The 14,224-nt window shown below is 73.6% G+C and carries 11 protein-coding genes and 1 pseudogene; 10 read left to right on the top strand and 2 right to left on the bottom strand.

Going from position 1 to position 14,224, the window contains the following annotated elements; translation table 11 throughout:
• The first annotated feature begins 30 nt into the window (after positions 1 to 30).
• The 9 genes from tsf (at position 31) to RNC47_RS23240 (ending at position 10,315) form a co-directional block, all read left to right on the top strand.
• Positions 31 to 867: a translation elongation factor Ts gene (gene tsf, locus RNC47_RS23200; RefSeq protein WP_311601446.1), complete on the top strand. Its 837-nt coding sequence runs from the start codon at positions 31 to 33 to the stop codon at positions 865 to 867.
• Between the two features lie 199 nt (positions 868 to 1,066).
• Positions 1,067 to 1,804, top strand: a complete 738-nt coding sequence (pyrH, locus tag RNC47_RS23205; protein ID WP_132817941.1) for a UMP kinase — start codon at positions 1,067 to 1,069, stop codon at positions 1,802 to 1,804.
• Positions 1,805 to 1,843: 39 nt separating this feature from the next.
• Positions 1,844 to 2,401: a ribosome recycling factor gene (gene frr / locus RNC47_RS23210; RefSeq protein ID WP_311601447.1), complete on the top strand. Its 558-nt coding sequence runs from the start codon at positions 1,844 to 1,846 to the stop codon at positions 2,399 to 2,401.
• A gap of 111 nt (positions 2,402 to 2,512) precedes the next feature.
• Positions 2,513 to 3,373, top strand: a complete 861-nt coding sequence (locus RNC47_RS23215; RefSeq protein ID WP_311601462.1) for a phosphatidate cytidylyltransferase — start codon at positions 2,513 to 2,515, stop codon at positions 3,371 to 3,373.
• A 74-nt stretch (positions 3,374 to 3,447) separates the two neighbouring features.
• Positions 3,448 to 4,554 carry a 23S rRNA (adenine(2503)-C(2))-methyltransferase RlmN gene (rlmN, locus tag RNC47_RS23220; RefSeq protein WP_311601448.1) on the top strand — a complete coding sequence of 369 codons (1,107 nt, stop codon included), beginning with the start codon at positions 3,448 to 3,450 and terminating at the stop codon, positions 4,552 to 4,554.
• 227 nt (positions 4,555 to 4,781) lie between these two features.
• Positions 4,782 to 5,864, top strand: a complete 1,083-nt coding sequence (locus RNC47_RS23225; RefSeq protein WP_394814851.1) for a thiamine ABC transporter substrate-binding protein — start codon at positions 4,782 to 4,784, stop codon at positions 5,862 to 5,864.
• Positions 5,865 to 5,925: 61 nt separating this feature from the next.
• Positions 5,926 to 7,569: an ABC transporter permease gene (locus tag RNC47_RS23230; RefSeq protein ID WP_311601451.1), complete on the top strand. Its 1,644-nt coding sequence runs from the start codon at positions 5,926 to 5,928 to the stop codon at positions 7,567 to 7,569.
• An 8-nt stretch (positions 7,570 to 7,577) separates the two neighbouring features.
• Positions 7,578 to 8,669: an ABC transporter ATP-binding protein gene (locus tag RNC47_RS23235; RefSeq protein ID WP_311601452.1), complete on the top strand. Its 1,092-nt coding sequence runs from the start codon at positions 7,578 to 7,580 to the stop codon at positions 8,667 to 8,669.
• An 86-nt stretch (positions 8,670 to 8,755) separates the two neighbouring features.
• The gene (locus tag RNC47_RS23240) at positions 8,756 to 10,315 is read left to right on the top strand and encodes a family 10 glycosylhydrolase (RefSeq protein ID WP_311601453.1); all 1,560 of its coding nucleotides are present in this window, start codon (positions 8,756 to 8,758) and stop codon (positions 10,313 to 10,315) included.
• Positions 10,316 to 10,424: 109 nt separating this feature from the next.
• On the opposite strand, the gene RNC47_RS23245 is transcribed toward RNC47_RS23240, so the two are convergent.
• A complete protein-coding gene (locus RNC47_RS23245) occupies positions 10,425 to 11,630 on the bottom strand; it encodes a hypothetical protein (protein WP_311601454.1) in 1,206 nt (401 codons plus the stop codon).
• Positions 11,612 to 12,238: pseudogene (locus RNC47_RS23250) on the bottom strand (ABC transporter ATP-binding protein); the annotation flags it as partial. The gene RNC47_RS23245 and the pseudogene RNC47_RS23250, both read right to left, overlap by 19 nt.
• Before the next feature lie 413 nt (positions 12,239 to 12,651).
• On the opposite strand from RNC47_RS23250, the gene RNC47_RS23255 reads away from it, so the two are divergent.
• Positions 12,652 to 14,085, top strand: a complete 1,434-nt coding sequence (locus RNC47_RS23255; RefSeq protein WP_311601456.1) for a gamma-aminobutyraldehyde dehydrogenase — start codon at positions 12,652 to 12,654, stop codon at positions 14,083 to 14,085.
• Positions 14,086 to 14,224: the final 139 nt, after the last annotated feature.

A 14,224-nucleotide genomic window follows, 5' to 3' on the forward strand; every position in this document is an offset into this window, starting at 1 on the left:
CGAACGACTTCCGGAAGAGAATCAGTAACGATGGCGAACTTCACCGCCGCCGACGTCAAGAAGCTCCGCGAGCTCAGCGGCGCCGGCATGATGGACTGCAAGAAGGCGCTCGACGAGGCCGAGGGCGACGTCGAGAAGGCCGTCGAGATCCTGCGCGTCAAGGGCCAGAAGGGCGTGGCCAAGCGCGAGAGCCGCACCGCGGAGAACGGCGCGGTCGTCGCGCTGATCGCCGAGGACAACGCGTCCGGCGTGCTGGTCGAGCTCAAGTGCGAGACGGACTTCGTCGCCAAGGGCGAGAAGTTCCAGGCCGTCGCCGCGGCGATCGCCCAGCACGTCTTCGACTCCGCCCCGGCCGACCTGGCCACCCTGCTCGGCTCCGAGATCGAGCCCGGCAAGTCGGTCCAGGCCTACGTGGACGAGGCCAACGCGAACCTGGGCGAGAAGATCGTCCTGGACCGCTACGCCCGCTACGAGGGCGGCTACGTCGCCTCCTACCTGCACCGCACCAGCCCCGACCTGCCGCCGCAGGTGGGCGTGCTGGTCCAGCTGGAGAAGGAGGACGCCCAGACCGCCAAGGACGTCGCCCAGCACATCGCCGCCTTCGCCCCCCGCTTCCTCAGCCGCGAGGACGTGCCGGCCGACGTCGTCGAGAACGAGCGTCGCATCGCCGAGGCGACCGCCCGCGAGGAGGGCAAGCCCGAGGGCGCCCTGCCGAAGATCGTCGAGGGCCGGGTCAACGGCTTCTTCAAGGAGAACGCGCTGCTCGACCAGGCGTTCGCCAAGGACAACAAGAAGACGGTGCAGAAGGTGCTGACCGAGGCCGGCGCCACGCTGACCGCCTTCGCCCGGTTCCGCGTCGGCGCCTGACGCGCTGACGCGCCGCCCGTGACGTCGCGCCGTCGGCGACGGAACGGACGTGCCCCGGCTATTGTCGGGCGGAAGGCCGTCCGGCCGCGGCAGAAGCGGCCGGCACGACCGAAGTGGTGACGAGGAGGCCATTGCCGAACAGGGGATCGCGCGCATCCGCTGGCAGTGGCCTCCTTGGTGTGTGCACGAGGAGAGTTCCATGAACCAGGACGACAAACCTCGCCGTTTCCTGCTCAAGCTGTCGGGAGAGGCGTTCGCGGGCGGCGGAGGGCTCGGGGTCGACCCAGACGTCGTGCACAAGATGGCCCGGGAGATCGCCGCCGTGGTCCGTGACGGCGCGCAGATCGCCGTCGTCATCGGCGGCGGCAACTTCTTCCGGGGCGCCGAGTTGCAGCAGCGCGGCATGGACCGGGCCCGTTCCGACTACATGGGCATGCTCGGCACGGTCATGAACTGCCTCGCGCTCCAGGACTTCCTGGAGAAGGAGGGCATCGACTCCCGGGTGCAGACGGCCATCACCATGGGCCAGGTCGCCGAGCCCTACATCCCGCTGCGTGCCGTGCGGCACCTGGAGAAGGGCCGCGTGGTCATCTTCGGCGCGGGCATGGGCATGCCCTACTTCTCGACGGACACCACGGCGGCCCAGCGCGCCCTGGAGATCCACGCCGAGGCGCTGCTGATGGGCAAGAACGGGGTGGACGGGGTCTACGACTCGGATCCGGCGAAGAACCCGGACGCCGTGAAGTTCGACGCGCTCGATTATGGCGAGGTGATCACCCGCGACCTCAGGGTGGCGGATTCCACGGCGATCACCCTGTGCCGGGACAACAAACTGCCCATCCTGGTCTTCGAACTACTCGCGGAGGGCAATATCGCCCGTGCCGTAAAGGGTGAGAAGATCGGCACACTCGTCAACAGCCAGGGCCGGCGGGCCTGACAGACACCCACATCGAACACATCGAACCAGGAGCACGTGGTGATCGAAGAAGCCCTCCTCGAGGCCGAGGAGAAGATGGAGAAGGCCGTCGTGGTCGCCAAGGAGGATCTGGCCGCGATTCGCACCGGCCGTGCGCACCCGGCGATGTTCAACAAGATTCTGGCCGACTACTACGGCACCAAGACCCCGATCAACCAACTCGCCTCGTTCTCCGTTCCCGAGGCGCGGATGGCCGTGGTGACCCCGTTCGACAAGAGCGCGCTGCGCAACATCGAACAGGCCATCAGGGACTCGGACCTGGGCGTCAACCCGACCAACGACGGCCACATCATCCGCGTGGTGTTCCCCGAACTCACCGAGGAGCGCCGCCGCGAGTACATCAAGGTCGCCAAGACCAAGGGCGAGGACGCCAAGATCTCGATCCGCGGCGTCCGCCGGAAGGCCAAGGAGGCCATCGACAAGGCCGTCAAGGACGGCGAGGTCGGCGAGGACGAGGGCCGGCGTGGCGAGAAGGAGCTGGACGACACCACCGCCAAGTACGTGGCCCAGGTGGACGAGTTGCTCAAGCACAAGGAAGCGGAACTGCTCGAGGTCTGACCGGACGTGACTGAATCATCCTGGGGGCGACCGTCCTGGGGGCCACAGCCCCAGGCCGCCGGCTACGCGGGCCAGGCCGGGCGCGACGGCGACGCGGCGTCGCCCCCCGGCGTGGGCGGTGGCCCCGGCGCGAGTTCCGGCGCCCGCCCGCCCACGAAGCGCGGTGGGCGCGACCTGGGCGCCGCCGTGGGCGTCGGGCTCAGCCTCGGCGCGGTCGTCCTGGTCTCGCTCTTCACCTACAAGCCCGCCTTCCTGGTCGTGATAGCGCTGGCGGTCGTGGTCGGGCTCTGGGAGCTCTCCTCGCGGCTCGCCGAGCGCAAGCTCATCCGGCTGCCGCTGCCGCCGCTCGCGGTGGGCGGCGCCGCCACGGTCGTGCTCGGCTACCTGCGGGGCGCCGACGGCGTCTGGCTGGCCATGGCGCTCACCGTCCTCGCCGCGCTGCTGTGGCGGATGTCGGGCCCGCCCGAGGACTACCTGCGGGATGTGACGGCCGCGGTCTTCGCCGCGTTCTACGTGCCGTTCCTGGCCAGCTTCGTGGCGCTGATGCTGGCCGCCGACGACGGCGTCCAGCGCGTGCTGACGTTCCTGATCCTCACCGTGGTCAGCGACACCGGCGCCTACGCCGTGGGCTACCGGTTCGGCCGCGCCAAGCTCGCCCCCAGGATCAGCCCGGGCAAGACCCGGGAGGGCCTGGTCGGGGCCGTGCTCTTCGCGATGGCCGCGGGCGCGGTGTGCGCCGAGTTCCTGATCGACGACGGTGCCTGGTGGCAGGGGCTCGTGCTCGGGCTCGGGGTGGCTGTCAGCGCCACCCTCGGCGACCTGGGCGAGTCGATGATCAAGCGGGACCTGGGCATCAAGGACATGGGCCGGCTGCTGCCGGGGCACGGCGGGATCATGGACCGGCTCGACTCGCTGCTGCCCACCGCCCCGGTGGTCTGGCTGGTGCTGCTCGCCTTCGTCGGCGCCGGCTGAGTCCGGCCCGGCGGCGGCCGGCGGGGCGGGCGGCGGCGTGGGATGTCGCCGGCGTCTGCGACACTGGCCTGACCATGCCTGTACCAGGAGAGCTCACCTTCGTCGCGCCGCGCGGGGCCGCCAAGCCCCCGCGGCACCTCGCCGACCTCAGCCCCGACGAGCGGCGTGAGGCGGTCGTCGCGCTCGGCGAGAAGCCGTTCCGCGCCAAGCAGTTGTCCCGCCACTACTTCGGCCGGTTCGCGGACGACCCCGCCGAGTGGACGGACATCCCGGCCGGCGCCCGGGAGCGGCTCGCCCAGGAGCTGCTGCCCCGGCTGATGACCGTGGTGCGGCACGTCAGCTGCGACGACGGAGCCACCCGCAAGTCGCTGTGGCGGCTGCACGACGGCACCCTGGTCGAGTCGGTGCTGATGCGCTACCCGGACCGGGTCACCATGTGCGTCTCCTCACAGGCCGGCTGCGGGATGAACTGCCCGTTCTGCGCCACCGGACAGGCCGGCCTCGACCGCAACCTGTCCACCGCCGAGATCGTGCACCAGATCGTGGACGGCATGCGGGCGCTGCGCGACGGCGAGGTGCCGGGCGGCCCGGCGCGGCTGTCCAACATCGTGTTCATGGGCATGGGCGAGCCGCTGGCCAACTACCGCCGGGTGGTCGGCGCCATCCGCCGGCTCACCGACCCGGGTCCCGACGGCGTCGGGCTCTCGCAGCGCGGCATCACCGTCTCCACCGTCGGCCTGGTGCCCGCCATGCGCAGGTTCGCCGAGGAGGGCCTGTCCTGCCGGCTCGCGGTCTCGCTGCACGCGCCGGACGACGAGCTGCGGGACACCCTGGTGCCGGTCAACACCCGCTGGAAGGTCCGCGAGGTGCTGGACGCGGCCTGGGAGTACGCGGAGCGCTCCGGGCGGCGCGTCTCCATCGAGTACGCGCTCATCCGGGACATCAACGACCAGGCGTGGCGGGCCGACCTGCTCGGCCGGCTGCTCAAGGGCCGTGGCGCGCACGTCAACCTGATCCCGCTCAACCCGACCCCCGGCTCCAAGTGGACGGCCTCCAGGCCCGAGGACGAGCGGGCCTTCGTGGCGGCGCTGGAGACCCACGGGGTGCCGGTCACCGTGCGGGACACCAGGGGTCAGGAGATCGACGGGGCCTGCGGTCAGCTGGCGGCGGCCGAGCGGTAGCCGCTCCCGGCGGCTGCTATCGTGGGCGGCCGACAATCACACATTCCGACAGGGGAGCGCTCGCAGCGCTGAGAGTGCGGCACCGGCCGCAGACCCTCGAACCTCGCCCAGGTCATGCTGGGTAGGAAGTTCGGAAGGCCTCTCGTGCGTGCGCGCCCGCCTGTCTCCAGTCGGCCAGGAAGGCCCGGAAAGGGCGGCACATGCACCCCAGCCACCCGGGGCGCGCCATGCGGCGCGCCGCCACACTCGCCACCGCCCTCGGGCTCACCCTGCTCACCGCCTGCGGCGGCTCGGAGGACGCGGCCGGTCCGGGCGACTCCGAGGGCGCGGGCGGCGACGAGGTCACCCTGGTCACCCATGACTCCTTCGAGGTGCCGCAGGAGGTGCTGGACGCCTTCACCGCGGAGACGGGTTACCAGGTGGAGGTGCTGCGCGGCGGCGATGCGGGCGTCGTCGTCAACCAGGCCGTGCTCTCCCGGGGCAACCCGCAGGGCGACGTGCTCTTCGGCGTCGACAACACGCTGCTCTCCCGCGCCCTGGACGCGGGCGTGTTCGTCCCCCACGAGGCCGCGGGGCTCGCCGAGGTGCCCGAGGAGTTCCAGCTGGACGCCGGCGAGCACCGGGTCACCCCGGTCGACACCGGCGACGTCTGCGTCAACTACGACCGCGGCTACTTCGCCGAGCACGACCTCACCCCGCCGGAGACGCTGGACGACCTCACCGACCCCGCCTACCGAGATCTGCTGGTCGTGGAGAACGCCGCCACCTCCTCGCCCGGGCTCGGCTTCCTGCTGGCCACCGTCGACGCCTACGGCGAGGACGGCTGGCAGGAGTACTGGCAGCGGCTCGCGGAGAACGGCGTCGAGGTGGTCGACGGCTGGGAGCAGGCGTACTACGAGCGCTTCTCCGGCGCCGGCGGCTCCTCGGGCGACCGGCCGCTCGTCGTCTCCTACGCCAGCAGCCCGCCGGCCGAGGTCGCCTTCGGCGGCGGCGAGGAACTGCCGGACGAGGCGCCCACCGGCGTGGCCACCGGCACCTGCTTCCGGCAGATCGAGTTCGCCGGGCTGCTCGACGGCGCCGCCAACCCGGAGGGCGGCCGGGCGCTGCTCGACTTCCTGCTGAGCGACGCCTTCCAACGCGAACTGCCGATGTCGATGTTCGTCAACCCGGTCCGCGAGGGCACCGAGCTGCCCGAGGTCTTCACCCGCTACGGCGCGACCGTGGCGGAGCCCTGGTCGGTGGAGCCCACCGCCATCGCCGAGCACCGCGAGGACTGGGTCGACGAGTGGACCTCGCTGGTCGTCCGATGAGTCCGCCGAGTCCGCCGAGTCCGCCGAGTCCGCCGAGTCCGCCGAGGACGAGGTTCCCCGGGTGACCCGCACCCTCGCCGTCCGGCTCGCGCTCCTCGCGCCCCCGCTGGCCTTCTTCGCGCTGTTCTTCGCCTACCCGGTGGCGGCCATCGTGGAGCGCGGGCTGCGCCCGGAGGGCGCCTGGCGGATCGGGGTGGTCGGCGAGGTGCTCACCGACCCCGACCTGGCCGGGGTGCTGTGGTTCACCTGCTGGCAGGCGGCGGCCTCCACCGCCCTCACCCTGGCGCTCGCGCTCCCCGGCGCCTACGTCTTCGCCCGCCTGGACTTCCCCGGCAGGCGGCTGCTGCACGCCGTGGTCGCGGTGCCCTTCGTGCTGCCGACCGTGGTCACCGGAGCCGCCTTCCTGGCGCTGCTCGGCCGGGGCGGGCTGCTCGACGAGCTGTGGGGCGTGCGGCTCGACAACACCGCCTGGGCCATCCTCCTCGCCCACGTCTTCTTCAACTACGCCGTCGTGGTCCGCACCGTGGGTGGCCTCTGGGCCCAGCTCGACCCCCGGCAGGAGGAGGCGGCGCGGGTGCTCGGCGCCGGCCGGTTCGCCGCCTGGCGGCGCGTCACCCTGCCGGCCCTCGCGCCCTCGCTGGCCGCTGCCGGGCTGCTGGTGTTCCTGTTCACCTTCACCTCCTTCGGCGTCGTCCAGATCCTCGGCGGGCCCCGCTACGCCACGCTGGAGGTGGAGATCTACCGGCAGACCGCCCAACTGCTCGACCTGCCCACGGCCGCCGTGCTCACCCTGCTGCAGTTCGCCACCGTCGCCGCGCTGCTCGCCACGCACGGCCGACTGACGCGCCGCCGCGAGGGCGCGCTGGCGCTGCGCGACCCGGCCACCACGGCGCGCCGGCCGCGCGGCCGGGCCCAGTGGGCGCTGCTCGGCGGCGTCGTGGCGGTGATCACGGTGCTGCTCCTGCTGCCGCTCGCGGTGCTCGTGGAGCGCTCGCTGTCCACCCCGGACGGCTACGGACTCGGCAACTACCGGGCGCTGACGGGCACCGAGAGCGGCACCTTCGTCGCCGCGCCCTGGGCGGCGGTGGGCACCTCGCTGCGCTACGCGGCCCTGGCCACCGCGATCGCCCTGGTCGTCGGCGGGCTCGCCGCCGTGGCGCTCACCCGGCGCGCGGGCCGGCTGCTGCGCGGCGTCGACGCGCTGCTGATGCTGCCGCTCGGCACCTCGGCGGTCACCGTGGGCTTCGGCTTCCTGATCGCGCTCGACGAGCCGCCGCTCGACCTGCGGTCCTCCTGGCTGCTCGTGCCGCTCGCCCAGGCGCTGGTGGGCACCCCGTTCGTGGTGCGGGTGCTGCTGCCGGTGCTGCGCGCCGTCGACGACCGGCTGCGGCAGGCCGCCGCCGTGCTCGGGGCCTCGCCGTGGCGGGCCTGGCGCGAGGTCGACCTGCCGCTGGTGCGGCGGGCGCTGCTGGTCGCCGCCGGCTTCGCGTTCGCCGTCTCGCTCGGCGAGTTCGGCGCCACCGTCTTCATCGCCCGCGCCGACGCGCCGACCCTGCCGGTGGCCGTGGCCCGGCTGCTCAGCCGCCCGGGCGAGCTCAACTACGGCCAGGCCATGGCCCTGAGCACCGTGCTGATGCTGGTGTGCACCCTGACCCTGCTGGCCCTGGAGCGGCTGCGCCCCGCCCGCTCCGCCGAGCTGCTGTGAGGCCCCCGATGGACCGTGTCGTGGCGGCGGAACGGGACGGCCGGACGGTCGCCCCCGGCACCGCCCTGCTCGAACTCGCCGGCGTGACCGTCCGCTACCCCGGCCGCACCGCGCTGCACGACGTCACCCTCGACGTCGCCGAGCACGAGACGGTCTGCGTGCTCGGCCCGAGCGGCAGCGGCAAGTCCACGCTGCTGCGCGCCGTCGCCGGCCTCGCCGAGGTGGCCGCGGGCACGGTCCGGCTGGCCGGCCGCGACCAGGCCGGGGTGCCGGCGCACCGGAGGGGCCTTGGGCTGATGTTCCAGGACCACCAGCTCTTCCCGCAGCGCGACGTCGGCGGCAACGTCGGCTTCGGCCTGCGGATGCGGCGGGTGCCGCGGCCCGAGGCCGGGCGGCGGGTCGCCGAGCTGCTCGACCTGGTCGGACTGCCGGGCGCCGAACGGCGGTCGGTGGACGAGCTCTCCGGCGGCGAGCAGCAGCGGGTCGCGCTCGCCCGCGCGCTCGCGCCCCGGCCCGCGCTGCTGATGCTGGACGAGCCGCTCGGCCAGCTCGACCGCCACCTCAGGGAGCGCCTCGTCGTCGAACTCAGGGAGCTCTTCCGCCGGTTGGGCACCACCGTGCTGGCGGTCACGCACGACCAGGGCGAGGCGTTCGCGCTCGCGGACCGGGTGGTGGTGATGCGGGACGGCCGGGTCGCCCAGGTCGGCACCCCGGTCGAGGTCTGGAGCCGGCCCGCCGACGACTTCGTCGCCCGCTTCCTCGGCTTCCGCAACCTGGCCGACGCCACCGTCGGCGACGGCGTGGCCGACACCCCCTGGGGCCGGGTGCCGGTGCCCGCCGGCACCTCGGACGGCCGGCACCGGCTGCTGCTGCGGCCCTCCGGCGTCCGGCTCACCCCGGCCGAGGACGCGCCCCGTGCTCTGGTGCGCGCCCGCACCTTCCGCGGCGACCATGTGCTGCTGCACCTCGCGCCGGAGCGCGGGCCGGCGCTCGAGGCGGCCTGCGCGCTGCGCGAGGCGCCCGCCGAGGGCGAGACCGTCGGCCTCGCCTTCGACCCGGCCGAGGTCGTGGTGCTGCCGGCCGGCGCCGAGACGCGCTGAGACGGCGAAAGTTTCTGTCTGTACGCCCGGGGTCCGGCGAAGTAAATTGTCGAACCGACTCTCAACTCCCCTGAGAGGGGCGCCATATGAGACGGTTCCTGCTCGTGCTGCTCGCTGTCGTCGGCCTGCTCGGCCCGACCGTGGGCTCGGCCGCGGCCACCGAGTCGGACGGCGGGCCGCCCGAGCAGTGGCGCAGTTACTGGGTGGACGCCTTCAACCCCGGCATCTACACCCCGGAGCAGGTCTCGACGCTGATCGACGACGCGCTCGCCGTCAACGCCAACGCCCTGATCGTGCAGACCGCCCGCCGCTACGACTGCTTCTGCAACCGGGCCGTCTACCCGCGCACCGACGCGGCCGTCGACCCCGCGCCGTACGACCCGCTGGACGAGGTCATCGCCCAGGCGCACGCCGCCGGCCTCCAGGTCCACGCCTGGGTCAACGTCAACACCATGTGGAACAGCGGCACGCCGCCGCGCTCACCCGAGCACGTCTTCAACCAGCACGGCCCCACCGCCCAGGGCGCCGACCGCTGGCTGAACCGCAAGGCGGACGGCACCGAACTCGTCGGCGCCAACGCCTACGTCGACCCGGGCCACCCGGACGCCGTGGCCTACATCGTCTCGGCGATCCAGAGCATCGTCCGCGAGTACGACGTGGACGGCATCAACCTCGACTACATCCGCTACCCGGACGGCAGCGCCCAGACCACCCACAGCGACTGGGGCTACAACGCGGTCTCGGTGGCGCGCTTCCAGCGGGCCACCGGACGCACCGACGTCCCCGCGCCCGCCGACGAGCAGTGGAGCGACTGGCGGCGCGACCAGGTCACCAACCTGGTGCGCCGGATCTACCTCGGCATCTGGGAGGTCGACCCCACCGCCCGGCTCTCCATGGACGCCATCACCTACGGCTACGGGCCGCGGTCCGTGGGCGGTTGGGAGTCCACCCGCACCTACGCCGAGGTGCTCCAGGACTGGGCCGGCTGGCTCGACGAGGGGATCATGGACACCGTCGTGACCATGAACTACAAGCGGAACTGGAACCCGGACCAGGCCCGGATGTTCGCCGAGTGGTCCGAGTTCCTGGCCGACGCCCAGGGCGAGCGGCAGGCGGTCAACGGGCCCGCGCTCTACCTCAACTCGGTGGCGGACAGCGTCAGCCAGGTCCGCCAGGCGCTCGCCGAGACCCCGGCGGGCAACACCGCCGCCGGCTGGAGCGGCTACTCCTACGCCAGCCCCAGCCTGGACGCGGCGACGGCCGGCGCCGCCGCCGAACGGCGCCGGCTGGCCGAGGCGTTGACCACCGGCGAGGACGCGCCGTTCGCCGAGCGCGCCGCCGTGCCGGAGATGGAGTGGAAGAGCCGGCCGACCGAGGGGCACGTCACCGGCGAGCTGACGCTGCGGGACGGCACCCCGCTGGACGGCGCCGAGGTCACCCTCACCCCGCTCGGCGGCCGCGGCGAGCGGGTCACCGGGCGCGCCGACGGCACCGGCTGGTTCGGCTTCGCGCACCTGGACCCCGGGCTCTACCTGGCGCGGGTCGACCTGCCGGACGGGGTGGTGGGCGTTCCGCTCAGCACGGTGCGGGTCGACCGGGGCACGATCGCCGAGGCGCACTTCCCGCCGTTCCTCGCCCGCCCCTGACCTGCCCCCCCGAGCCGCGCGTCCCCGAGCCCGCGCGACACGGCCCGACGGCCCGGTCCCGTTGCCTCCCCGGCGGGAACCGGGCCGTCGTGTGTCGTGGCCCGCCCCGCTAGCCGCCGGCCGGCAGGGCGATCAGCTGGGCGGCCAGCCAGGTCAGCGGCACGAAGACCACCAGCAGCACCGAGAGCCGCAGCAGCGCGGCCCGGCGCAGCATGCCGCGCGGCGCGCCGAGCCGCCGCAGCAGGGCCGTGGCCGGCCGGCGGGCGGCCCTGGCCTCGTCGGCCGCGGTGGCCACCGAGGCCAGGGAACAGACCAGCACGATCCCGGTGCCCAGCACCCCCAGCGGGCCGAACTGGCCGAGACCGTCGAGCGAGAACGCCGCGAGCGACGCCGCCACCGCCGCGCACAGCGCGCCGAGCGGCCGGCCCACCCGCCGCGACTCCTCCTGCAGGCCGCGACCGGCGAGCAGCCGCACCACCCGGGGGCGGCCGGCGGCCAGCAGCAGGCCACACAGGTGGACGAGCCCCGGCGCGGCCAGCACGATGCCGGCCGCGATCAGCAGCCAACCGCCCACCACCCCCGGGGCCACCCCGCCCAGCGTGCCGTCGATCGGCAGCCACCCGTCGGTCGCGGCCCGCGGCCGGTCGTCTCCCGCGTAGGCGCTGAGCGCGATGCCGGCCGTGGTCAGCGCCGTGCCCCAGGGCAGCCCGGCGGGCAGCGGCACCGAGGGCTCGGCACGCGCGGCGTCCGCGAGGTCCAGCGAGTCGGGCGGGGGCAGCGGCTGCGGCGCCCGCTCGGACCCCGCCGGCGTCCGCCGCAGGGTGAGCGCGCTGGCGACGGCCGCCGCCAGCGGGACGATGGCGAGCAGGGTGACCGCGGCGGCCAGCGGCAACGGGCCGGCGGGCAGCACGTCGGCCGCGGCGCCGTGGTAGGGCAGCACCTCGGAGGTGTCGCCGCGCAGATGGAGGAAGCACAGCAGGCTCACGCAGCTGCCGAGGAGCCCGGCGAGCGCCGTGGAGACCGCCGCGAGCACCGGCATCCGCCCCGGGCCGAGGCCCGCCACGTCGAGTCCTGAGCCGCGCCGGCCCACCGGCTCGGCACGGGTCACCGCCATGGCCAGCTGCACGGTGGCGGCGAGCGGCACCGCGCACCAGGCGAGCCGCAGCAGCGCCGCCCGGCCGGCCTCCGGGTGGGCGACCGCGTAGGCCAGCGCGCTCAGCAGCAGGAAGCCGACGCCGCCGGCGGCACACGCGACCAGCAGCCGGCGGCACAGCGCCGCCGGGTGGGCGCCCCGGGCTAGACGGAGACTGAGCATGCGGCTTCCGCGGGCGCGCCCGAGGCGCGGCCGTCCACGAGGGTGAGCGTGCGGTCGGCGAGCGTGGCGACCTCCGCGTCATGGGTGGCCAGCACGACGGTGATGCCGTGCGAGCGCCCCGCGGTGGTCAGGGTGCGCAGCACCTGGGCCCGGTCCGCCTGGTGGAGCGGTGCCGTGGGCTCGTCCGCGAACAGCACGTCGGGCTGGTGGACCAGGGCGCGGGCCAGGGCGATCCGCTGTCGCTGCGCCTGGAGCAGCGCGTAGGGGCGCTTGCGGGCGCACTCGCCGACGTCGAGCCGGTCGAGCCACTCGAGCGCCGTGTGGCGGGCCTTGCGCTGGCCGACGCCGGCCAGCAGCAGTGGCAGCGCCGCGTTCTCCCAGGCGGTGAGCTCGTCGACGAGCTGGTGCGTCGGGCCGATCCAGCCGAAGCGGTCGCGGCGCAGCCGCTCCCGGCTGGCGGGGGAGAGGGTGTGCACCGGCACGCTGTTGAACCACACCTCGCCGTTGTCCGGGGCCAGCTGCCCCGAGAGGCAGCCGAGCAGCGTGGACTTGCCGCAGCCGCGCGGCCCGGTGACGGCGAGGATCTCGCCTTGCCGGACACCGAGGGAGGCTCCGAGGAGCGCCGGCGAACCGTCGTACGCGTAGTGCAGTCCGCGCGCCCAGAGAATGTCGTTGTCGGGTGGGGCCATCGTCTCCGGCACCTCCGGTCGTATCGCCTTAACTCCCCCGACCGGGTGAACGAGCGGTCGGGGAATCCGTCACAGGCACCCCAGCACGCTGACACAGCCGGGGCGGGCGGTGGCCGGCGACTCGGCGAGCGGTCGGAAGAATCCTCCGGACGGTGGACAGGACCCGCCCGGCCACGGGAAATCCTTTCTCGTGATGCGGTATGGGGCGTCATTCTTCCGTGAGCGGCGCCCCTGGGGTGGTGGATCTTTGGTCTGTGGCGGTGTCGCTCGACCGCCTCCTGGGCATAGGCTGAGGTGCCGCAGCCTGATGGACCGGGAAGCAGGAGGGTGTCGTGACCACCGATCCGAACCGTTTGCGCAACTACATCAACGGGGAGTTCCGGGACGCCGCCGACGGGCGGACCAGCGAGGTGGTGGACCCCACCACCGGCGAGGTGTACACGACAGCGCCGCTCTCCGGGCTCGCCGACGTGGACGCGGCCATGGCCGCCGCCGAGGCGGCCTTCCCCGAGTGGCGCGACACCACGCCCGCCACCCGGCAGCTCGCCCTGCTCCGCATCGCCGACGCCTTCGAGAAGCACGCCGACGAACTGCTGGCCGTCGAGTGTCGCAACACCGGCAAGCCGCTCGAGCTGACCCGGCAGGAGGAACTGCCGCCGATGCTCGAGCAGATCCGCTTCTTCGCCGGCGCGGCCCGGATGCTGGAGGGCAAGTCGGCGGGCGAGTACATGACCGGCATGACGTCCTTCGTGCGGCGCGAGCCGGTGGGTGTCTGCGCGCAGGTGGTGCCGTGGAACTACCCGGTGATGATGGCGGTCTGGAAGTTCGCGCCCGCCCTGGCCGCCGGCAACACGGTGGTGCTCAAGCCGTCGGACACCACGCCCGCCTCGGCGGTGTTCGTGGCCGGGCTGCTCGGCGAGATCCTGCCGCCCGGCGTGTTCAACGTGGTGTGCGGGGACCGGGACACCGGGCGGCTGATGGTCGAGCACCCCACTCCGGAGATGGTGTCCATCACCGGCTCGGTGCGGGCCGGCATGGAGGTGGCGGCCAGCGCGGCCAAGGACCTCAAGCGGGCGCACCTGGAGCTCGGCGGCAAGGCGCCCTGCCTGGTCTTCGAGGACGCGGACCTGCCGGCGGCCGTCGAGGGCATCCGCGACGCGGGCTTCTTCAACGCCGGCCAGGACTGCACGGCGGCCACCCGGGTGCTGGTGCACGAGTCCGTGCACGACGAGTTCGTGGCCGGCCTGGTCAAGGCGGCGGCCGAGGTGCGGACGGGCGACGTCGCCGACCCCGACTGCTTCTACGGCCCCCTCAACAACCCGGCCCACCTGGCGAAGGTCGCCGGCTACGTCAAGCGCCTGCCGGCGCACGCCTCGGTCGTCACCGGCGGCCACCAGGTGGGCGAGCGGGGCTTCTTCTACGCGCCGACGGTGATCACGGGCTGCCGGCAGGACGACGAGATCATCCAGGAGGAGGTCTTCGGCCCGGTGATCACCGTGCAGAAGTTCTCCGACGACGCGGAGGCGGTGACCTTCGCCAACGACGTCGAGTACGGCCTGGCGTCGTCCGTCTGGACCAGGGACCACGGGCGCGCCATGCGGATGTCCAAGGCGCTGGAGTTCGGCTGCGTCTGGATCAACACGCACATCCCGCTGGTCGGCGAGATGCCGCACGGCGGCTTCAAGAAGTCCGGCTACGGCAAGGATCTCTCGGCGTACGGGCTCGAGGACTACACGCGCGTCAAGCACGTCATGACGGCGCTCTAGGCATTGGCCGCCGGCCGCCCTCCGGGCGGGTCGTCGCGCGGCCCGGCGGCGCAGCCGCCGCGGCCCTCGGCCCTGGCGGGCCGTGTACCGCGCGCAGCGCGGTCAGGCCCGCCACACCGGCGCGAAGCGCGGAAAAGGG

Origin of the sequence: Streptomyces millisiae (assembly GCF_031845425.1) — a bacterium.
In the GTDB taxonomy this organism is placed as follows: Bacteria; Actinomycetota; Actinomycetes; order Streptomycetales; family Streptomycetaceae; genus Streptomyces; species Streptomyces millisiae.